This window comes from Spinactinospora alkalitolerans, assembly GCF_013408795.1.
Classification (GTDB): Bacteria; Actinomycetota; Actinomycetes; order Streptosporangiales; family Streptosporangiaceae; genus Spinactinospora; species Spinactinospora alkalitolerans.
Genome location: NZ_JACCCC010000001.1, coordinates 2,650,587 through 2,671,589, shown reverse-complemented (window position 1 = coordinate 2,671,589; position 21,003 = coordinate 2,650,587). Strand labels below are relative to the sequence as shown.

At 74.2% G+C, this 21,003-nt stretch carries 18 protein-coding genes; 4 read left to right on the top strand and 14 right to left on the bottom strand.

Translation table 11 applies throughout. The annotated features are described in order from the left end of the window. Positions 1–63: 63 nt before the first annotated feature. Positions 64–1,143 (bottom strand): polyprenyl synthetase family protein, encoded by a 1,080-nt coding sequence (locus tag HDA32_RS11770; protein ID WP_246334309.1) that lies wholly within the window; start codon positions 1,141–1,143, stop codon positions 64–66. A 344-nt stretch (positions 1,144–1,487) separates the two neighbouring features. On the opposite strand from HDA32_RS11770, the gene idi reads away from it, so the two are divergent. Beyond that, positions 1,488–2,054 (top strand): isopentenyl-diphosphate Delta-isomerase, encoded by a 567-nt coding sequence (idi, locus tag HDA32_RS11765; protein ID WP_179643231.1) that lies wholly within the window; start codon positions 1,488–1,490, stop codon positions 2,052–2,054. Positions 2,055–2,072: 18 nt separating this feature from the next. Here the strand turns inward: idi and HDA32_RS11760 are convergent, their stop codons facing one another. Next, positions 2,073–3,230 (bottom strand): magnesium and cobalt transport protein CorA, encoded by a 1,158-nt coding sequence (locus HDA32_RS11760; RefSeq protein ID WP_218882415.1) that lies wholly within the window; start codon positions 3,228–3,230, stop codon positions 2,073–2,075. 519 nt (positions 3,231–3,749) lie between these two features. On the opposite strand from HDA32_RS11760, the gene HDA32_RS11755 reads away from it, so the two are divergent. After that, positions 3,750–4,475: a GAF and ANTAR domain-containing protein gene (locus HDA32_RS11755; protein WP_179643230.1), complete on the top strand. Its 726-nt coding sequence runs from the start codon at positions 3,750–3,752 to the stop codon at positions 4,473–4,475. Here the strand turns inward: HDA32_RS11755 and HDA32_RS11750 are convergent. After that, a complete protein-coding gene (locus HDA32_RS11750) occupies positions 4,472–5,512 on the bottom strand; it encodes an SDR family NAD(P)-dependent oxidoreductase (protein WP_179646625.1) in 1,041 nt (346 codons plus the stop codon). The two genes, HDA32_RS11755 and HDA32_RS11750, sit on opposite strands and share 4 nt — an antisense overlap. Before the next feature lie 339 nt (positions 5,513–5,851). On the opposite strand from HDA32_RS11750, the gene HDA32_RS11745 reads away from it, so the two are divergent. Next, positions 5,852–6,754 (top strand): manganese catalase, encoded by a 903-nt coding sequence (locus HDA32_RS11745; protein WP_179643229.1) that lies wholly within the window; start codon positions 5,852–5,854, stop codon positions 6,752–6,754. Between the two features lie 60 nt (positions 6,755–6,814). Here HDA32_RS11745 and HDA32_RS11740 read toward each other — a convergent pair whose 3' ends face one another. Together HDA32_RS11740 and HDA32_RS11735 are read right to left on the bottom strand one after the other, a co-directional pair. Further along, positions 6,815–7,750, bottom strand: a complete 936-nt coding sequence (locus HDA32_RS11740) for a glycosyltransferase family 2 protein (protein WP_179643228.1) — start codon at positions 7,748–7,750, stop codon at positions 6,815–6,817. Continuing rightward, on the bottom strand, positions 7,747–8,637 hold the full coding sequence (locus tag HDA32_RS11735) for a glycosyltransferase family 2 protein (RefSeq protein WP_312863140.1): 891 nt from the start codon (positions 8,635–8,637) through the stop codon (positions 7,747–7,749). The genes HDA32_RS11740 and HDA32_RS11735 overlap by 4 nt, the downstream gene beginning before the upstream one ends. A 404-nt stretch (positions 8,638–9,041) precedes the next feature. Between HDA32_RS11735 and HDA32_RS11730 the strand changes: the two genes are divergently transcribed. Continuing rightward, a complete protein-coding gene (locus HDA32_RS11730) occupies positions 9,042–9,881 on the top strand; it encodes a SigB/SigF/SigG family RNA polymerase sigma factor (protein WP_179643227.1) in 840 nt (279 codons plus the stop codon). A gap of 793 nt (positions 9,882–10,674) precedes the next feature. Here the strand turns inward: HDA32_RS11730 and HDA32_RS11725 are convergent. The 9 genes from HDA32_RS11725 to HDA32_RS11685 are packed head-to-tail and all read right to left on the bottom strand — an operon-like array spanning position 10,675 to position 20,912. Further along, positions 10,675–11,664, bottom strand: coding sequence for a UDP-glucuronic acid decarboxylase family protein (locus HDA32_RS11725; protein ID WP_179643226.1), 990 nt, complete (start codon positions 11,662–11,664; stop codon positions 10,675–10,677). Positions 11,665–11,705: 41 nt separating this feature from the next. Next, a complete protein-coding gene (locus tag HDA32_RS11720) occupies positions 11,706–12,392 on the bottom strand; it encodes an SDR family oxidoreductase (RefSeq protein WP_179643225.1) in 687 nt (228 codons plus the stop codon). Between the two features lie 45 nt (positions 12,393–12,437). Beyond that, the gene (locus tag HDA32_RS11715) at positions 12,438–13,817 is read right to left on the bottom strand and encodes a PfkB family carbohydrate kinase (RefSeq protein WP_218882414.1); all 1,380 of its coding nucleotides are present in this window, start codon (positions 13,815–13,817) and stop codon (positions 12,438–12,440) included. Continuing rightward, entirely contained in the window at positions 13,814–14,401 is a 588-nt protein-coding gene (locus tag HDA32_RS11710) for a D-sedoheptulose-7-phosphate isomerase (RefSeq protein WP_179643224.1), read from the bottom strand. Before HDA32_RS11710 ends, HDA32_RS11715 begins: the two co-directional genes overlap by 4 nt. Then, positions 14,401–15,678 (bottom strand): glycosyltransferase, encoded by a 1,278-nt coding sequence (locus HDA32_RS11705; RefSeq protein ID WP_179643223.1) that lies wholly within the window; start codon positions 15,676–15,678, stop codon positions 14,401–14,403. The genes HDA32_RS11710 and HDA32_RS11705 overlap by 1 nt, the downstream gene beginning before the upstream one ends. After that, positions 15,675–16,715, bottom strand: coding sequence for a glycosyltransferase (locus HDA32_RS11700; protein ID WP_376766954.1), 1,041 nt, complete (start codon positions 16,713–16,715; stop codon positions 15,675–15,677). The genes HDA32_RS11705 and HDA32_RS11700 overlap by 4 nt, the downstream gene beginning before the upstream one ends. Then, on the bottom strand, positions 16,712–17,752 hold the full coding sequence (locus HDA32_RS11695) for a glycosyltransferase family 9 protein (RefSeq protein ID WP_179643222.1): 1,041 nt from the start codon (positions 17,750–17,752) through the stop codon (positions 16,712–16,714). The genes HDA32_RS11700 and HDA32_RS11695 overlap by 4 nt, the downstream gene beginning before the upstream one ends. Continuing rightward, complete coding sequence (locus tag HDA32_RS11690; protein WP_179643221.1) at positions 17,749–19,260, bottom strand: HAD-IIIA family hydrolase; 1,512 nt, start codon at positions 19,258–19,260, stop codon at positions 17,749–17,751. Before HDA32_RS11690 ends, HDA32_RS11695 begins: the two co-directional genes overlap by 4 nt. 2 nt (positions 19,261–19,262) lie before the next feature. Continuing rightward, entirely contained in the window at positions 19,263–20,912 is a 1,650-nt protein-coding gene (locus tag HDA32_RS11685) for a carbamoyltransferase family protein (protein WP_179643220.1), read from the bottom strand. Between the last annotated feature and the right edge of the window lie 91 nt (positions 20,913–21,003).

Here is a 21,003-nt window from a genome sequence, read left to right as displayed (position 1 = left end):
GGCTCGTGGTCGGCTCCGGTGGTCGGGGGCGCTCCGCCGTCGCGCCGGTCCCGGTCGGCCTCTTCAGCGGTCGCGTTCGGTGGCGCGCACGGCGAGGCGGCGCAGCGCGCGCACGGCGGCCTCGCTGATCGGCGCCTGCTTGAGCCGCTGCTGTCCCTGCTCGGCCAGTCGGCGGATCCGCTCCTCCACCTCCTGGCGCGCGCCCAGCCGGTCAAGGAGCGCGCGCGTCGTCTCGATGTCGGCGCCGGTGAGGCCGGGGTCGCCGACCGCGGCGGACAGCTCCGCCAGCGCCGCGGCGTCGCCGCGCTCGCGGGCCCTGCGCATGCCGATCGCCAGCAGCAGCGTGCGCTTGCCCTCGCGCAGGTCGTCGCCGACGGGCTTTCCGGTGGCCTCGGGCGCGCCGAACACGCCGAGCAGGTCGTCGCGCAGCTGGAAGGCGATGCCGATGTCCTCGCCGTAGCCGCGCAGCGCGGCCACGACGCCCTCCCCCGCGCCGGCGATCACGGCGCCGAACTGCAGGGGGCGCTCGACGCTGTAGGCCGCCGTCTTGAGCCGGTCCGCGCGCAGCGCGGTGATCTCGGAGTCGTCGCGCCGGGCCTGGCCGTGGATGTCGAGGAACTGGCCGGCCATCATCTCCGTGCGCATCGCCCGCCACGGGCCCCTGGCCCGCGTCCGCGCCGCCGGGGACAGCCCGGCCTCCTCCAGCATGTCGTCGGCCCAGGCCAGGGAGAGGTCTCCGGTCAGCATGGCCAGGGCCGTGCCGTAGCGCTCGGGGTCGCCGAACCAGCCGCCGTCGCGGTGGACCGCGCCGAAGAGGACGTGCACCGCCGGGTTGCCCCTGCGCAGCGCGGAACCGTCCATGACGTCGTCGTGGACCAGCGCGCAGGTCTGGATCAGTTCCAGCGCGGCCGCCGCGCGCAGCATGGCCCCGGCCGCGGGCCCCTGGTCGGCGCCACCGGCGGCCCGCCACCCCCACCAGGCGAACAGCGGCCGCAGCCGCTTCCCGCCGTCGAGGGTGAAGCGCGTCAGCCGGTCCACGACCGTCTCGGTGAACTCCGCGTCCATGTCGGCGCAGTCGCGGCGGCGGCGTTCCAGGAAGTCGGTGAGAAAGTGCCGGACTTCTTCGGCGACACGCCCGTCCATGGAGCCTTCGCGCTCCGAATCGTTCGATGATGGCCGTGGGACTGCGAGCCCGAGCCCGGTATCCGTCATATCGAACCTCCTGACCTCGCCGGACGGCTGCGCGGACGGGATGCGGCGGTCGCCGCCGCGGACCCAGCCTCTTACTTTTCATAAATCTTGATCTTTAAACATCTTGCTGGTATAGCTTCTGTGGACGCTTCCCGGACCGGGACCGCGCGGCCCGACCGCCCGCCGATCGGGCGGTGTACACGTTTCGCTACCCAAAGAACAGACCGCGGAACGACGGCGGCACCGTTCGCGCGTGCGAGCATGGCCACCACGAGTGAGGGAGGGACCGGGAACCGATGGGAACGGCGCGATCGACCGGAGAAGAGGCTGCCGGGGCGCAGGAGCTGGTGGTGCTGCTCGACGAGGAGCACCGCCCCGTGGGCAGCGCGGCCAAGAGCACGGTGCACCACGGTTCGACGCCGCTGCACCTGGCGTTCTCCTGCTACGTCTTCGACCCCGAGGGCCGGCTGCTGGTCACCAGGCGCGCACTGGCCAAGCAGGCCTGGCCCGGCGTCTGGACCAACTCCTGCTGCGGCCACCCCGGTCCCGGCGAGGCGGTGGAGGAGGCCCTGGTGCGGCGGGTGCGCGAGGAGCTGGGGATCGGGGTGCGCGACGTGCGGGCCGCGCTGCCCGACTACGCCTACCGGGCGGTCGACGCCGGCGGGACCGTCGAGAACGAGTTCTGCCCCGTCTACCTGGCGACCACGACGGAGCGGCCCTCGCCCGATCCGGCCGAGGTCATGGAGTGGCGCTGGGTGGACTGGGCGGGGTTCTGCGCCGCCGCCGCCCGGGCGCCGTGGGCCATCAGCCCGTGGGCCGCCGAGCAGACCGCCCGGCTGGCCGCCGAAGGGGTGCGGCCCTGACCGGGCCCCGCCGGGGCCTCACAGCCAGTCGCGGCGCTTGAAGATCACGAACAGCACCAGGCTCACCAGGAACATCAGCCCGACCGCCATCGGGTAACCGTAGGCCCAGTGGGTCTCGGGCATGACGTCGAAGTTCATCCCGTAGATCCCGCCGACCACGGTCGGCGCGAACAGGATGGCCGCCCAGGAGGAGATCTTCTTGACCTCCTCGCTCTGCGTGTAGCTGGCCTCGGTGAGGTGCTTCATCTCCTCGTTCTGGGCCTGGCTGACCAGCGTGGCGTTGACGGCCAGGATGTCCTGCAGCATCTGGCGGAAGCCGTCGACCCGCTCGGCCACGATCGTGGCGTGGTCGGCCACGTCGCGCAGGTAGCGCTGCAGCTCCTCGTCGGTGCCGTACTTGTCGAAGCCCGCCGCCAGGCCGCGCAGGATACCCAGCAGCGGACGCGCGGCGCGCTGGAACTCGATGACCTCGCGGGACAGCTCGTAGATGCGCCGGGACACCTGCGGGTCGCCGTTGAAGACCTGGGTCTCGATCTCGTCGATGTCGTTCTGCAGACCGGCGACGACCGGGGCGTAGCCGTCGACGACCGCGTCCAGGACGGCGTAGAGCACCGCCTCGGGCCCCAGCCGCAGCAGGTCGGGGTCGGCCTCCAGGCGGCGGCGCACCTCGCCGAGGTCGGGGGCCCGGCCGTGCCGCACGGTCAGCACGAAGTCGTGCCCGACGAACAGGTGGAGCTCGCCGAACTGCACCTCCTCGACGGCGTCGACGTAGCGGGCCGCGCGCAGCACCACGAACAGCGTGTCGCCGTAACGCTCCAGCTTGGGCCGCTGGTGGGCGACGATCGCGTCCTCCACCGCCAGCTCGTGCAGGCCGAACTCCTCGGCCGCGGCCACCAGTTGGGCCTCGGCCGGCTGGAACAGGCCGATCCAGGCCATGGCGCCGGGGGTGCGGGGCACCGACCGGTGCAGCTCGGTCAGGTCGGTGGGGCCGGACCGGCGGCGGCCGTCCACGTAGACGGCGGCGTCGATGACGCTCTCCTCCACCGGCGGGGAGGAGGCGGGCTCGGCCGCGCGCGGGTCCATCGAGTACTCCGGCGCCGGGGAGGCGGCGCGGCGGGCGGAGTGGCCGTTGGCGCGCAGGCTCGGCAGCCATGCGCGCATGCGCCGTTGCGACATGGGACGCTCCCGGGGCGAGTTCGTTGGGACGGCGACCGCCGGGCACGCGGGGCGGCGCCCCGGGTGGCCGCGCGGTGCGCGCCATGAGGATGCGGAACTAGCAGCCGCTACTTGGAGGTCGGCTCATGATCAGGCCCCACCTCCCGCATCCCTGGTCTCGCTCGACGACACTTCAGGGTACCCGTTCGCCCCGGGGGCGGCGAAGCGGTCTCGTGCCCGTCTGGCGCGCCCTGCGGGGATTCCTCCGTTTCGGGACCTTCTCCCCCCGGTTTCGACCGGAACGCGCATCACCGGCGCACGACGTTGACAGCGTCGACGGCCAATGTAAGGCTCGCAGCGTTCTTGTAGGACGAAGGAGGTCAAAAAGTCGGCTTCCTCTCGTTTTCGTTATCAACACGCGGACCGGAGGATTAACAGGAGCGCGACGGCCGGACACGGGCCCGGGCAGCCATGTTCGCCGCCCGGCGCGTCCTCGGCGTTCTTCCGGAGCCACCGCGCTGTGGGAGAAAGCTGACGAGAATGCCTTTCCCCGAGGACCACGTCTCCTCGGCCGAGGTCCGCGCACGCATCCTGCGGGACATCTTCGCCGAACCCGACGTTCACGACGGCCTGCACCAGATCGCCGACCTGGCGGTGCGCACCATCACCGGGTGCGACCACGCGGGCATCGCCCTGGTGGAGGACCACTCCGCGGTCCACACCCCGGTGTTCACCGACGAGGTCGTGCGCCGATGCGACGCGCTGCAGCACGGCCTGGGTCAGGGCCCCTGCCTGGACCCGGCCTGGCCGAGCGCTTCGGTGCACCTGGCCGACACCTCGTCGGAGCCGCGCTGGCCCCGCTACGCCGAGGCCGTCCGCGAACTGGGAATCGGCAGCACCCTGACCTTCCTGCTGTTCACCTCGGGGAGCGCGCTGGGGGCGCTCACCCTCTACGCCTCCCGCTCGGGCGCCTTCTCCGCTGCGGACCAGGACGTCGGGATGGTGCTGTCGGCCCAGGCCGCCACGGCGCTCGCCGACGCGCGGCGCATCACCAACCTGCACCGGGCGCTGGAGTCGCGGGAGACGATCGGGCAGGCCCAGGGCATCCTCATGGAGCGCCACCGGATCACCGCCGACCAGGCCTGGCAGCGGCTCAGGACGGCTTCGCAGGACCTCAACGTCAAGCTCGCCAAGCTGGCCGAAGAGATCACCCGCACCGGCGAGGAGCCCTGGGACGGCCCCGCGCCCGGCACCACCACCGCCTAGCGCTGCGCCGCCTCTTCCCCGCTGCCGTTGGGTGAGAGCTGGTTGAAGCGGCGGCTCGCGTCGTCGCCGAGTCTGGTCAGGGTGCGCAGGAACGCGTTGTCGGCGCGCCGTGAGGCGTCCAGCCCGCTGGTCGGCCGCTCCTCGCCCGAGGCGGGCAGGACCCGGTTCATCATCCGCAGGCCCCACTGGGTCACCTGCGGGCACGCGCCGTGCACCAGGATGGCCACGCGTGCCGGCGGGGTGAGCACCAGGTAGGACCGGCCGGTGCGCACCGCGTGCACGATGCGGGCCGCCGCGCGTTCGGCGTCCATCGAGATCGGCGGCGGGCCGGCGCCCAGCGCCGAGAACCAGGCGTACTCGCGCGCCGGGACGCCGGCGAAGAACGCCCTGCGGTGGGAGCCCGTGCGCATGAGGCCGGGAACGACGGTGGTCACCCGCACCCCCTCCCCCGCCAGGGAGGCGTCGAGCCCTTCCGACAGCGCCACCGCGGCGAACTTGGCGCAGGAGTAGGGCAGCAGGTGCGGCACGCTGATCTTGCCGCCGACGGAGGTGATGTTGACCAGGTGTCCCCCGTTCTCCCGCAACTGCGGCAGCGCGGCCTCGATCACCCGCATCGGCGCCCAGAACATGATGTCCATCGCCTCTTCGAAGTCCGTGCGCATCAGCGCGCCCAGCGGCCCGACCTGGATGATGCCGGCGTTGTTGACCACGATGTCCAGCCGGCCCAGGTGCGCGGTGGCGGCCGTCATCATGGCCGTGGTCTCTCCCGGATCGCGCAGGTCGCACACCAGCGCGTGCGCGTCGACGCCGCGGGCGCCCAGGTCCTCCACCGCGCGGTCCAGCTCCGCGCGGTCGCGCGCGCAGATCACCACGCGGGCGCCGCACGCGCCGAACCCGCGCGCGAGGAGCAGGCCCAGCCCCCGTGAGGCGCCCGTGACCAGCACCCCCTTGCCGGTGAGGTCCGCAGCGGGCCGGGCGGCCCGCCACGCCGCCGCGGCGGCCGCCGCGGCGAATCCGACTCCGAGCACGGCTCCCATTCGTCCCACCTGCGGTCCCCTTTCCGTGCGCTCCTCGTCAAGAGGGTCCACTGGCCGATATCGGGACCGGTAAACACCGGGGGCCGACCGGTCCGGCCCGGGTGCACCGGAAGACGGGGCATCGACCCGCTACCCCCGGTCGCCCTCCCATCACGGCGGCGCGCCGCCATGTTTTGTTTACCGTTGCGCAAGGCATGCGGGCGGGGAGCGTCGGGTAGCCGCCGCACAACCGCGGGCCGGGTCCACCGCGCGGTGGAGCGCACATCCCTCCGGCCCTGAGCAAGCGCAGCGATTCGCGGCCGGGCCATGTGCGTCCGCGGGCCGCGGTAAGGAGCATGGATGTTCCGCCACACCAAGCACCTGCAGTTCGAGGCCAAGCCCGAGAAGCCCGACGCCCTGTACGCGATGAAGCTCCAGGAGCTGATCGGCGGGGCCTGGGGCGAGATGACCGTGACCATGCAGTACCTGTTCCAGGGCTGGAACTGCCGCATCGAGGGCAAGTACAAGGACATGATCATGGACATCGCCACCGAGGAGATCGGGCACGTGGAGATGCTCGCGACCATGGTGGCCCGGCTGCTGGAGGGCGCGCCCGACGACGTCACGGCCAAGGCGGTCAAGGATCCGGCGGTCGCCGCCGTGGTGGGCGGAATGAACCCGCAGCACGCCATCGTCGGCGGCGGCGGCGCGCTGCCCGCCGACTCCGTCGGCACGCCGTGGAACGGCAAGTACATCGTCGCCAGCGGCAACCTGATGGCCGACTTCCGTGCCAACGTCGCGGCCGAGGCCCAGGGGCGGCTGCAGACGGCCCGGCTGTACAACATGACCGACGACCCCGGCGTCCGGGCGATGCTGAAGTTCAACCTGGCGCGCGACACCGTGCACCAGAACCAGTGGCTGGCGGCGATCGAGCAGCTGCAGGAGGACGGCCTCGAAGGGCCCGTCGCACCGAGCGCGCTGTTCGACGAGGAGAACCAGGAGCACGCCAACACCCTGTGGGGACTCTCCGACGGCGAGCAGGCCCACGAGGGGCGCTGGGCGAGCGGTCCCGCGCCCGATGGCATGCACGAGTTCCACTACCTGGAGAACCCCGCGCCGCTGGGCGGCCCGGCCTCGGCTCCGCCGCCCTCCGGGCACCTGTACGCCACCCACGACGGCGACATGGGCGAGGGCTCGGCCAAGGGCCCCGACGCGGCTCCGAACAAGACCATGGGCGACAAGATCAAGGACACCTTCAGCTGATCGGGTCCTGACGGGGCGCGGCGGGCACCGGCCCGCCGCGCCCTTTCTGCGCGCAGGGGCTCAGCCCACGTAGCGCCGCGCGGGTGAGCGCCGCTGCGGCTCCTCCAGCAGGCGCAGCCCGTTCTCCACCTCGGCGGGGACCGGGCGGCGCTCGCGCAGCACCCAGGGCAGGCCGACCAGCGCCTCGGCCAGCGCTCTGAGGGTGGACAGGTCGCGCGGCACCGAGCGCAGCACCGCCCAGGTGCGCCGCCCCGCACCGGCCGGCGGCCGGCGCAGCCAGGCCGTCCACAGGGTGTTGCGGATGCCCAGCCTGCGGCGGCGGCTCCCGTCGCGGCTGAGCGAGGGCGCGTGGTGCACCCGCAGCTCCGGCGTCCAGCACATCCACCAGCCCGCCGCGGCCAGGTCCAGCGAGAGCAGCTCCTCCTCACCACCCAGCCACAGCCGCGGGGAGAACCCTCCCACCTGGGTGAACGCGCTCACCCGCAGCACCGAGGCCCCGGCGAGGATGCTGAGCAGCGCGGGCCCGGGCAGGCCCGGCGGCGCGGGCACCGGCGAGTCGCGCAGCTCCGGGGTGATGGGGTCCTCGCGCTGATCGGGCTCGACCAGGATCAGTCCGGTGAGCGATGCGACGTCGGGGTGGCGGTCCAGCAGGTCGGCGGCGCGGGCCGGCGCCTCCGGCTCCCACCAGGTGTCGTCGTCGCAGAACATCACGTAGGGCGTGTCGACCGCCCGGACGCCGACGTTGCGCGCGACCGCGCCGAGGTTGGTCCTGGACCGGATGAGCGTGACGCCGGGGTACCGCTCGCGCACGGCGTCGGCGGTGCCGTCGGTGGAGGCGTTGTCGACCACGACCACGGGCGGGTGCCCGGCCGGCCGGGTCATGTGCCTCAGCACGCGCATGAGCTCGGCCCTGCGGTCGTGGGTGATGACGACGACGCTGATGCGCGGGTCGTGGCGGGCACTGCGGGCGCTGCGGGTGCTGTCGGCCGTGCTCATCGCGTCTCCAGGATCCGCAGGTCGCGCTCGACCCTGGCCGGCAGCCGCCTGCGGCCGCGCAGCGCCCGGGGCATCCGGCGCAGGGCCTCCCCCAGCGCCCCGCGGGCCCCGGGATCGGTGACCGCCGCACGCGCCAGCTCCCCGGTCTCGCGCACCGCGCGCTCCAGGGGCCGGCGCAGCCAGGCCGCCAGCACCGCGTTCCTGCGCTCCAGCCGTCCGCGCCAGGAACCCGGCGGGCGCAGCGCGGAGGGGTGGTGCAGCGCGTGGACGTCGGCGACGTGGCACAGCGCCCAGCCCGCTGCGGCCAGGTCCTGGGCGAGCAGCGCCTCCTCCCTCGTGAAGAACAGCAGCTCGCTGAATCCGCCGACCTGCTCGAAGGCCGTGCGGCGCACGACGGCCGCGCAGGCGAGGAAGCCCAGCACCTCCGGACCGGGCAGGCCGGGGCCGCGCCGGAACGGGTTCTGCGCCATCTGGGCGTTGATCGGGTCGGGGCGGCGCTCCTCGCCGACGAAGGCGGCCGCGGCCAGCAGGCCCAGCCGCGGGCATTCGTCGAAGACGTCGGCGGCGCGCTCCAGCGCCCCGGGTGCCCACCACGAGTCGTCGTCGCTGAAGGCGACGTAGGGGGTCCGGGCCAGTGCGACGCCGACGTTGCGCGCCGCGGCCCCCCGGTTCTCCGGCAGCGTCACCGCCTCGACCCAGGGGAAGGCCGAGCGCGTGAAGGCGCCGGTGCCGTCGGCGGAGGCGTTGTCGACCACGATCACGGGCGGGCGCGGCCGCAGCTCCGCCAGTCGGCTCAGGGTGCGTCCCAGTTCCTCCCTCCGGTCCTTGGTCGCCACGACCACCGTGACCCGGGACGACCGGGGTACCGGGGTGTCCTCGTTCAACACGCGTGACCTCCTGGGATGCCTTTGTCCGGACGCGGGCGAAAGGCCGCTCGCGGCGGCCGGATCGGCCGATTCACCACGAGGCAGCTACCCGGACGTTCTTCGTGAATGCGAATAGCGTGTAAAACGTTGCCATAGAAGACCGTGGCGGTTCCGCCGAGTCGCGGATCGTGCCTAGACTCGGAGCTGTCGTGCCAGAGGTCCGACAGAGCGGCCTGCTCCGTACGTCACATCACACGATGGTCACCGCAATCTTCGAGGCCCAATGGTGACCGTCCGTACTCGCCGCACGGAACGCGCGAAGCGCGCATATCCGGATATTTTCCACGGCTGTTTCGCCGTGCGCGCACGACACGGGCGAGACGTGACCCGGCAAATTGCCTGCTGTGCGTTGGGAGAGACGTTCGATGCCCGCATCGAAGACGCTGCAAGACCGAACCCAGACTCAGATTCCCCGCGCCCGACCGCCCCGATACGCCAGGTCTGACGAGGAGTATCGTCGCCAGACGCGTGAGTTGCTGAACAGCCTCAGAGAAGTCGAGCGCGGCGACCCGAGGCGGGAGGTCATATGCCGCAGGCTCATCGAGTTGCACACTCCGGTGGTGCGGCGAATAGCGCGCCGCTACCGCAATCGGGGGGAGCCGGAGGAGGACCTCCGCCAGGTGGCGATGGTCGGCCTCATGCAGGCGATCAGGGATTTCAACCCTGATTTCGGCAAGGATTTCATTTCCTACGCCCTGCCGATGATGACCGGCGAGGTGAAGCGCCATTTCCGCGACCGCACCTGGGCGATCCGGGTACCGAGGAAGCATCAGGAGAAAAGGGCCGAGCTGAACCGGGTGACCGCGTCGTTCACCCAGCGCAACGGCCGCTCCCCGACAATTTCCGAAATAGCCAAAATGCTTGAGATGTCCGAAGAGGACACCATCGAGCTCGTCGACGCCTCGACCGCCTACAGCGCGCTGTCGCTGGACGTTCCCTACGGCGCCGACGAGGAGGAGAAGACGCTCGGCGACACGCTGGGCGACGTCGACGCCGACCTGGAGAGCGTCGTGGACCGCGCCGCGCTGCGCCCGGCCCTGGCCGCGCTGGCACCGCGCGAACGGCGGATCCTGCTGCTGCGCTTCGCGGGCAACAAGACCCAGGCCCAGATCGCCCAGCAGGTCGGGCTGTCGCAGATGCACGTGTCCCGGATGCTCAGCGCGACGCTGCGCAAGCTGCGCGCGGAGCTGCTGAGCGAGGGCTAGGGAGTGTTCGACGAAGGCTTTCGGATGCCCCTACTGTGCGCTGCTCCGCAGGCTCGCACAGCGGGGGTCCTGCCTGGTGGCCGCGAGCCCGAAATGGTTCGGAAGACACGATCTGGATCGCTGACGGGAGTTGGAGGACTGTGACCGCAGTCCTCCATTCACCACCGCACGACCCGGGAAGGCTGCCGTCAGCGCGCCGGGCCCGCACGGGCTCGGCAGAACCTGGAGACGGTCCCCGTCCTCTCCCATCACCGATCTGGGGTGCCGGGTCGTCGGTTCGATGCGTGTTCCGCGGAGGCGGGGCGCTCACCGGGTTCTGACCGCCGCGTTCGCGGGGCGGGTTTCCGGGATCCGGATCCGCTGCGCCGCCGGCGGCTTGCGCGCACCGCGACAGCCGACCCCCCGTACGGACCCGGTCGCCGGACACCGGCCATGCCGTCAGGACCGCAGCGGCGAATCCCCCCGCCCCCACCCGATGACCTGAACGCTCTCCCCGGCACGGCGACATCCCCCGAATCAACGACTCAGGACACCAGGGGCCCGCCGCCGGACCGTGCTCCGCACCGGGGAGGTTGTGGCGAGAGCGCGGCCGGTCCCGCGCACGGGCCACCCGTGATCTGGAACGTGGCCGCGCCTCGCCACCGAAGCGTCGCCGGGCTCTGGCGCATGCGGCCACCGATGTGCTTCGGCCGCGAGGCGCGCGCCGGGATCCTCATAGGGCGCCGGCCCCGATCACGGCGCGCACTCTCGCGGCAGCCTCCTGCACAGCCGACCGTGCGGGGCGAGGACCGCGTCACCCCGCGGAGATCGCCTGGGGCGGCTCGCTGGCCCCGGTTCCCAACCGCTCCCTGAACCACGCGATGGTGCGCTCCAGCCCTTCGTCCATCGCCACCTCCGGGCGCCAGCCCAGCAGCTCGGCGGCGAGCGTGGTGTCGGGTCGGCGGAACCGCGGATCGTCCTGCGGCCGCCCGACGAAGGTGATCGGCGAGTCCGACCCCGTCAGCGTGCGGACGAGCTCGGCGAGGCGGATCATGGACAGCTCGTGGGCGCTGCCGATGTTGACCGGCCCGGTCGCGTCGCTGTCGGCCAGGGCCAGCAGCCCCCGAACGGTGTCGTCGACGTAGCAGATCGAGCGGGTCTGCATGCCGTCGCCGGCGACGGTGACCGGCTCGCCGGCCAGCGCCTGGCGGATGAACGTGGGCACCGCCCGCCCGTCATCGGGACGCATCCGCGGACCGTAGCAGTTGAAGATCCGCGCGATCCCGACGTCGGCCCCGCGGTCGCGGTGGTGGGCCATCGTCAGGGACTCGGCGTAGCGCTTGGCCTCGTCGTAGACGCTGCGCGGGCCGACGGGGTTGACATTGCCCCAGTAGGTCTCGCGCTGCGGGTACTCCAGCGGGTCGCCGTAGACCTCGCTGGTGGAGGCCAGCACCAGGCGCGCCCCGTGGGCCCGGGCCAGCCGGAGCGCGTTGCGCGTGCCCAGACTGCCGGCCTCCAGGGTCTCCACCGGCAGGCGCAGGTAGTCCACCGGCGAGGCGGCCGAGGCGAGGTGGAAGACGAGGTCGACGTGCTCGGTGACCCACACCGGGCGGGTCACGTCCGCCTCGATCAGCCGGAAGCCCGCTCGGCCGCACAGGTGCCGCACGTTGTCGGGGCTCCCGGTGGCGAAGTTGTCGACGCACACCACGTCCACGCCGCGCTCCAGCAACCGCTCACACAGGTGGGAGCCGACGAACCCGGCGCCGCCGGTCACGACGGCCCGCCGCATCTGTCCTTGGGTCATGGTCTCTCCTCCTCGTCCTCGACCGTGCGGTTCGCCGCGTATCAGGGCCAGGACGTCTCGTTGGACGTGCAGACGACCAGCTCGCGCACCTCGCAGCCGGGCGGCTGGCGGAGCGCGAAGAGCACGGCCTGCGCGACGTCGGCGGGATCGTTGAGCTTGGCGTCGGGGCCCGGACGGTACTGCTCGGAGCGGCCGTCGAAGAACGCGGTGTCCATGCCGCCCGGCACCAGCAGCGTCACGCCGACCCGGCCGGCCTGCTCGGCGGCCAGCGCCCGGGTGAAGCCGACCACGCCGAACTTGGAGGCGCAGTAGGCGGTGGCGTCGCCGACCGCGCGCAGCCCCAGCGTGGAGGCGCAGTCGACGATGATGCCCCGGCTGCGCCGCAGGTGCGGCAGTGCCGCGCGCGCCACCGCGGCCGTGCCGAGCAGGTTGACCCGCACGACCCGTTCCCATTCGTCGGCTGGGACGTCGTCCAGTGGGCCGCAGGCGTCGATGCCTGCGGCGTTGATCACCGCGTCCAGTCCTCCGGCGGTCTCGGCGAGCCGGTTCACCGCGGCCTCGGTGGCCTCCCGATCGACCAGGTCGGCCCGGGCGAAGTCGAAGTCCTCCGCCGGCCGCGCGCGGTCCAGGACGAGGGGCCGGCCGCCCTCGGCGCGCACGGCCTGGGCGACGGCGGCGCCGAGCCCCGAGGCACCACCGGTGATGAGGGTGTTTCCGAGCGGTCGCATGAACGCCTCCTTATCGAGTCTCGATGTCGTGAAGGGGTGGTTCTCTCAGTCCCCGGTCGTGCGCATCGCGGTCACCAGGCCGGTGGTGGAGCGCCCCGGCAGCAGGGGCAGCAGCACGACCTCTCCGCCGTAGTCGGCGACGACCGGGGCCTCGGGCAGGCTGGTGATCGCGTAGTCGCCGCCCTTGACCCACACGTCGGGGCGCAGGCGGTCCAGCAGCCCGCTCGGCGTGGGATCGTCGAACACCGCGACGGCGTCGACGCATTCGAGCGCGGTCAGCACCCGCACGCGGTCGTGCAGCGGGGTGAGCGGGCGTTCGGGGCCCTTGAGCCGGCGGATCGCCGCGTCGCTGTTGACGCAGACGATCAGGCCGTCGCCCAGCGCCCTCGCCCGGCGCAGCAGGCTGACGTGGCCGGCGTGCAGCACGTCGAAGCAGCCGCCCGCGGCCACGACCCGACCGCCGGAGCGGCGGATCCGCTGGGCGACCTCCACCGCGCCCTCGCGCAGTCCCATGGGCAGTGCGCCGGTCATCGGCCCCACCGTCGTGGTCGCCCCGGCACCGCCGGCCGCGACGAACCGGGAGGCCGCCTCGACGGCCTCGCTCACGGCGTCGGCCGCGGTCGTTCCACGGCCGAGCGCGGCGGCCGCGCACGCCGCGAACCGGTCGCCGGCGCCGCAGACGTCGGCGGCGGCGTCGACCGGCGGGGCCGGCAGGCTGCGGCCGTCGCCGCCGGCCCGCGCCCACACGGCGCCGCGCGGGCCGAGCGTGACGGCGACCGACTCCGCGCCCCAGCCTCGGGCCAGTTCGGCGGCCCGGACCAGCCCGGCCTCGGGATCGTCCTCGGCGACGCCGGCCTCGGCCGCGTTCGGGGTGACCAACTGCGCCCCCGGCACCGGTTCGGGTCCGCGGGGATGCGGGTCCCACACGACGGGCACCGATCCGGCGCGCGCGGCCAGCGCCTCGCGGACCGCGGGCAGCGCGGCGACGCCGCGCCCGTAGTCCGACACCAGCACAGCGCGGGCCCGGGCGACGGCGGCGGCGATCCGCTCGGGGTCGACGCGCGGGTCGGCGCGCCCCTCGCCGTCGTCCACGCGCATCACGGGCCGGCCGTCGGCGAACACCCGGGTCTTGACCGGGGTGCGGCCCCGCAGCGGCAGCCGGTTCAGCGCGACGGTGTCGTGGAGCAGTCCGGCGAGCCGCTCACCGGCGGCGTCGTCGCCCACCGCGGACACGAGCACGACCGGCACCCCCTGCCGGGCGGCCAGCCACGCGGCCAGCGCGGCGCCGCCGGGCCGGTGGCGGGTGTCGGCGTCCTCGATCACCGGCACGGCGGCGTCCGGGGTACTCCTGCGGGTGGCGCCGTTGAGGTCGATGTCGAGCAGGGCGTCCCCGATCACCACGAGCGGGCGGATGCCGCGGCTCATGCCCCGACCTCCTGGCGGCCCGCGCGCGGCGCGGGCGGCCCGGTGAACGCCGAGTCCACCACGGAGCACAGCAGGTGGATGAGCGCCAACTGGACCTCCTGCACGGTCGAGGCGCAGGAGGAGGCGACCCGGACGGTCTCTCCGCAGGCCGCGGCCAGCGCGTTGGGCGTGTCCCCGGTCATCGCCCACGTCGTGACGCCGAGCTCGCGGGCCGTCGTCGCCGCGACGACGATGTTCTCGCTGGCGCCGCTGGTGGACAGGCACAGCAGCACGTCGCCGGGGCGGGCGTGCGCGCGGACCTGGCGGGCGAAGACGTCGCGGTAGCCGTAGTCGTTGGCGATCGCGGTGACGCTGGAGGTCTCGGCGTGCAGCGCGATCGCCGAGAGCGGTCGGCGTTCGGCCTCGAAGCGCCCCACCAGCTCGGCGGTGAGGTGCTGGGCCTCCGCGGCGCTGCCCCCGTTGCCGCAGGCCAGCAGCCGCCCGCCGTCCTTGAGGACGTCGGCGAGGTGGCGCCCCCACTGCTCCACCCGATCGGTGTCGGTCTCGGTCAGTGCCGTCTGCAGGTCCGTCAGGTGCGGGTGCATCAGATACCTCCGGAGATGGCCGGCTCCCTGGTGTGGCGGCCGGTGCCGCGCGCGGTGGTCGGCGCCTGGTCCTTGCGGTGCCGACCGGGCCGGCGGCGCAGCACCTCCTCGTAGCGCTCCTGGGTCTGGCGGGCGACCTCCGGCCAGGAGTAGCGGGCCGACGCGCGGTCGGCGCCGGCGATGCCGTAGCTCTCCTTGCGCACCGGGTCGGTCAGCAGGGCCCGCAGCGCGCGGCCGAGCGCGCCGGGTTGGCGCGGCGGTACCAGCAGCCCCGTGACCTCGTGGATCATGGTGTCGAGGTGGCCGCCCACGTGCGAGGCGATGACGGGCACGCCGCAGGCCATGGCCTCGACCGTGGCCATCCCGAACGGTTCGTACCACGGGACGTTGACGGCGACGTCGGCCGAGCGGAGCAGGGCCGGCACGTCCTCGCGGGCGACGCACCCGGTGAAGCGGACCCGGTCGGCCACCCCCTCCACCGCGGCGATCCGGCGCAGCCGGGCGACCTCGGGGTCGTCGTCGAGCCCTTCGGGCGCGGGGCCGCCGGCGATGACGAGTTCGGCCGTCGGAACGGAGGCCAGCGCGCGCACGACCGTGTCGACGCCCTTGCGCTCCACCAGCCGGCCCAGGCTCAGCACCCGGAGCCGCTCGCCGCCCCTGGGCGCGGCCGGCCCTTCGGGCGTGAAGCGGGTGAGGTCCACCCCGCACGGCACCACCGAGATCGCCTCGGGGGCGACCCGCCAGGACCGCAGCTCCTGGCGCTCGTCGGAGGAGGTCGCGATCACCATGGCGACCTCGTGCGCGACCGAGAGCTCGGCCTCGATGCGCCCGGCCGGGCTGGTGTCCTGGGATCCCTGGTGCCGGCGCTTGACCGAGCCGAGCGCGTGGAAGGTGTGCACGACCGGCACGCCGGTCTCGCGGGCCGCCCGAAGCGTCGCCATTCCACTCATCCAGAAGTGGGAGTGGGCGATGTCGGGGCGCTCCCGCGCCCACTCCTCGGCCAGCAGGTCGCCGAACTCCGGCATGTGGCGCGGCAGGTCGTCCTTTGGGATCTCTCTGGGCGGCCCCGCCGCGACGTGGCGCACCCGGACCCCGGGCGCGAACGCGACGACGTCGGGCTGGGTCTCGTCGGTCCTGCGGGTGTAGACCACCACGTCGTGGCCGTCGGCCCCGCAGGCACGGGCCAGCTCCGCGACGTGGACGTTCTGGCCGCCGGCGTCGGCGCCGCCGAGCGTGGCCAGCGGGCTGGCGTGCTCTGAGATCATGGCGATCTTCAACGTGTCACCTCCTCGAGCAGCCGGTCCCAACTCGTCAGGAACCGACACAACGGATACTTCTGCAGCGCCGCGGCGCGGGCCTGGAGGCCCGTCTGCCGGGCGCGTTCGGGGTCGCCGACGAGGTCGCGCAGCGCGCGGCGCATGACCGGCAGGCGCGTGGTGACCACCCCGGCCCCGTCCGGGACGGCCTCGACGGCCTCGGTGGAGGCCAGGGCGACCACGGGCATCCCGAGCAGCATCGCCTCGATGAGCGACAGGCCCAGCGAGGTCCACCGGATGGGGTGGGCGTACACCCGGCGCAGCGCCAGCTCGGCGTGCATACGGCGCTGCGGCAGGTCCTCGACGGCGGTCAGCCGTTCGGGGGGCAGGTCCAGGTGGCGGGCCGCCTCGGCGACGCGCATGCCGAACAGGTCCAGCGGGGCCGCCTCGGACAGGCCGGGCAGCAGGTCGGTGCCCGTCACCCGCCAGCGGCGCAGCGGCTCGTTGATCACCACGCCGGCGCGCGGGACCTCCCCGGTGTAGCGGTAGCCGGGGTCGACCACCCCGTGCTCGATGACGCTGGTGGGCGCGCGCCCGCAGTCCCAGAACAGCTCGTTGAAGTGCGTGACGTGCACGACGGGCACGTCGGCGCGGTCGGCCACGGGGTGCCGGGTGGCGGGGACGTCGCCCTTGGGCGTGTTGTGCTCCACGTAGACCACGGGGACGTCGCGGCCCGGCCGCCGCCCCAGCCAGCGCTCGGCCAGCTCCAGTTCGTGCGGGCGCTGCACCACGACCACGTCGACGTCGGTGTCGCGCAGCGAGTCAGGGGGGACCTCGACGGCGTTGCCCGGCCACCTCCACGACGTGGCCCGGCCGCGGCCGTCGGGACCGCGGTCCTCGGTCACCGGGAGCAGGCAGGTGTGCCTGCCGTGCACGAAGGAGGTGGTCCAGGAGCCGTGGACGTGCCAGAGCAGGATCCGCAGCGTCCGCCGCCGCTGCCGGGGCTCCTCCCGCCGCGGCGGCGCTGACGGGGCGATGGTCTGCTCGGTCGTGCTCATATCCTCTCCTCGATCAGCCCGTGCACGGCCGTGACGACGTCGTCGACGCCGACCGCGTTCAGGCAGGGATGGCCGGGGACGGGGCACTCGCGGGCGCGCGTCCCCCGGCACGGCGCGTGCTGGTCCCCCAGCAGCACCGTCGGCGTGCCGTAGGGCGCCCAGTTCTCGGCGGGGACGACCGGCGCGAACAGCGAGACGACGGGCGTGCCGACCGCGGCGGCCAGGTGCGCGGGGCCGGTGTTGCCCGACACCACGGCGGCGGCGCGGTCCAGGACGGCGGCCAGTTCGGCCAGGCCGGTGCGGCCCGCGAGGTTGAGCGCCGCGTCCCCGGCGATCGGCGCGACGGCCTCGCGCTCCTCGGCCGTGCCGGTCACCACGACGCGGTGGCCCTCCGCGGCCAGCTTCTCGGCGGTCTCGGCGGCCAGTCGCCGCGGTACGGCCCGGGCCGGCACCGAGGCCCCGGTGTGGATCACGACGTAGCCCGGCGGCCCGGTCAGGTCCGCGACGTCGGGCAGCGGCCGCCGGACCGCGAGCGCCCCGCGGTCGCCGGGCGGCAGCCGGTACCCGGCGGCCTCGGCCAGGGACAGCATGCGCTCGCTCTCGGGGCCGCGCTCGGCGGTGCGGTGGCGCAGGTCGAGCAGGCTGCCGGGGTAGTCCTCGCTGATGGCGCCGATCCAGGGCACACCGGCCAGGCGCAGCAGCAGCGCCAGCGGCAGCGGCGACTGGTGGAAGGAGGTGAGGATCAGCGCGGCGTCGGGAGCCTCGGCGCGCACCCGCGCGGACAGCTCCTGCACGGCGGGGCCGGTGAGGGCGGGCGGTTCCGGGTCGATCCACGGCGCGCACCACTGGATCACGGCGTCGGCGTCGGGCAGCAGGTCGGCCGCTGCCCGCCCCCGGGGGCCGGCCAGCAGCACCACCCGGTCGGCGCCGGTCGCGACCGCGCGGACCGCGGGGCCGGCCAGCAGCACGTCGCCCACGTTGTCCATCCGGGCCACCAGGACGGTGCCCCCGGGGCCGGGTCCGGTGGGAGCGGTCATGGCCGCACCCCCCGCAGCGCCAGGCCGACCGCGTCGGCCAGGGTCGCGGCGACCTCGGCGGCCGCGGCGGTCTCGGCGGCCAGGGTGCGTCCGTTGGGGACCAGGATCCCGCGGGCCCCGGCGGCCCTGGCCGCGTCGACGTCGGCGCCGATGTCGCCGATGACGACGCAGTCGCGCGGGCGCACGCCGAGCTCGGCCGCCGCGGACTCGATGAGCCCGGGGCGCGGCTTGCGGCATTCGCAGCCGTCGCCGTCGCCGTGCACGCACACCCGCCACACGTCGAACGGTCCGAGCAGCGCCTCGACCCTGGCGTTGACGTCGTCGAGCTGGTCGGGCGAGATCAGGCCGCGCGCGACGCCCGACTGGTTGCTGACGACGCCCACGCGCAGGCCCGCCCGGCGGGCCCGTTCCAGCGCGGCCCGTGCGCCCTCGACGGGGCTGACCCGCTCGGGGTCGGCGTTGTAGGGCACGTCGTGGATCAGGGTGCCGTCGCGGTCGAAGAGGATGGCCGCCGTGGTCGGCGCGCGGCGCGGTCCGGCCCTGCGGTGCCGCCACTCCCCCGCCAGCCGCTGGTAGCAGGCGACGGGCGGGATGACCGCGCTGGTCGCCGCCATCGCCGCGACCTCGGCCGGGGTGCGCGGCCCGGCCGCGATCCGGTGCAGGGCGAACTCCGCGGTGAGACCGGCCCACGCCGCGCCCAGCGCAGCGGCGGCCCACCGCCCGGCGCTGCGCCGCCCGGCGAGCAGGCCCAGCGTCAGGGTCGAGCCCAGCGCAGCGGTGGCCAGGGCGTGCCGGGGCAGCCGGCCGGGGGCCTCGGCGACGCGTTCCCGCCAGCGGGCGCCGTGCAGCCGGCGCATCAGGGCGTTGTCGGCGTTGCCCCGCTGCGCGCCGATCGAGGCCCAGGGCCCGGCGGCGCGCAGCGGGTGGACGCACACCCGTTCGCCCCGGACCAGTTGGTAGCCGGCGTTCATGACGCGCAGCGCGATGTCGGTGTCCTCGCGGTAGGCGCGGGCGAAGCGCGGGTCGAACCCGCCGATCTCGGCAAGGACCGATCTGCGGTAGGCCATGTCGGCGGTGATCCAGCGGGCGCCGGCCAGGCCGAGGGTGGCGCGCTCGGCGTCGGTGGGGCGGCGGCCCTGCGGGGGCGGCACGTGGATGCGGCCCTGGCTGCCCGCGGTGTATCCGGGCAGGTCGGCGAGGTCGGCGGCGAGGCGGCGGGGCCAGTCCCGCGGCGGTGCGACGTCGTCGTCGAGGAAGGCGATCCACGCGGTGCCGGCGGCGCGCCACCCGGTGTCGCGCGCGGCGGCGGGGCCGCGGCCGCCCGAGCGCAGCACCCGCACCCCGGGCAGGCCGGCCACCGCGAGCTCCGGTCCGGGTTCGCGGCGGTCGTCCACGACCAGGATCTCCTCGGGGCCGTCGTCCCCGGCGTCCAGCAGCGGGCGGACCGCGTCGGTCAGGCTGGGCCGGCCCACGGTCGGGATCACCACGGTGTAGCTCGTCCCGGCCATGCTCAGCACCGTCCGTGGGCGTCGCGGCGGCGGACGACGAACGGGCCAAGGGCGAGGACGTCGACGGGCGCCGAACCGAAGCACTCCAGCGCGTCGCGCGGGTCGTCGACCATGGGGCGCCCCGCGGTGTTGAGGCTGGTGTTGACCACCACCGGCAGCCCGGTGTGGGCCTCGAAGCGGTACAGCATCCTGGCCAGCAGCGGGTCGTCCTCGGCGCACACCGTCTGCACGCGCGCGGTGCCGTCGGTGTGCACCACGGCGGGGATGCGGTCGCGCCAGTCCGGCGCCACGTCGTGCACGAAGAGCATGTAAGGGCTGGGCAGCGGGCCGCGGGAGAAGATGTCGGCGGCGCGCTCGGCCAGCACCATCGGCGCCACCGGGCGGAACTGCTCGCGGCCCTTGACGTCGTTGAGCCGCTCCAGGTTGGCCGGGTGGGCCGGGTTGGCCAGCAGGGAGCGGTGCCCCAGGGCGCGCGGACCGTACTCGCTGCGGCCCTGGAACCAGGCGACGAGTTCGTTGCGGGCCAGCGCCGCGGCGATGGTCTCGGCGAGGTCGTCCGGGCGCTCGTAGGCGACGTCGGCCCGCTCCAGGACCGCGGCGAGCTCGTCGTCGTCGAAGCCGCGCCCCAGGTCGGCGCCGCGCATGGGCGAGACGTCCTCGCCGGCCTCCTGCGCCAGGTGCAGCGCGCCGCCCAGCGCCGTCCCGGCGTCGCCGGCCGCGGGCTGCACCCACACCTCGTCGAACGGGCCCTCGGCGGCGATGCGGGTGTTGGCGACGCAGTTGAGCGCGACGCCGCCGGCCATGGTCAGCCGGCGCTCGCCGGTGCGCTCGTGCAGCCAGCCGACCAGTTCGAGCAGGACGTCCTCGACGCGCCGCTGCACGCCTGCGGCGAGGTCGGCGTGGTCGCCGGTGCACTCCGCGCCGGAGTCGCGCCGCTTGACCAGGGCGTCCCAGTCGACGGGATCGATGGCGACCAGCCCGTCGCCGGCGTAGCGGATCAGCTCCTCCAGCTCCTCGGCGAACCGGCGGGGGTCGCCGTAGGAGGCCAGGGCCATGATCTTGTACTCGTCGCTGGAACGGCGGAAGCCCAGGTGCTGGGTGAGGTCCTCGTAGGTCAGCCCGAGGGAGTCGGGCAGGCTCTGGCGGGCCAGGACCTCCAGCCGGCCGTCGCGGTAGACGCCGGCGAGGTGCGAGGCCGCCTCGCCGCGGCCGTCGGCGACGAACACCGCGCCGTCGCGCCCGCCCGGGGCGGCCAGCCCCGCGGAGGCCGCGTGGGCGACGTGGTGCGCGACGTGCACGACCCTGGCCGGGTCCAGCCCCGGCAGCGCGGTCGCGAGGAACCGCGGGGCGCGCTCGGCGTAGAGCGTCCGCAGGCGCTCCCACGTCGGGTCCTGCCCCTGCTGCTCGGTCGGCACCAGCGCCGGGTCGTAGGAGTAGGCGACGCCGTCCAGTTCGTCCGGGCGAACGCCGGCCTCGTCCAGGCACCAGCGCATCGCCTGCTCGGGGAGCTCCCAGGCGGAGAACGGGACGGGTTCCTTGCCGTGCTTGCGCCGGCTGAACCGTTCTTCCTCGGCCGCTGCGACGATCTCCCCGTCGACGACGATGGCCGCGGCCGGGTCGTGGAATATGGCGTTGACACCGAGAAACCGCATGGGTCGGCGTCCTTTCCGGATCGCGTCAACCTTCGCGTGCCCGGTCGTCTGAGCACGCCGGTCAACTACCAGACGAAGCGACTCTCAAACG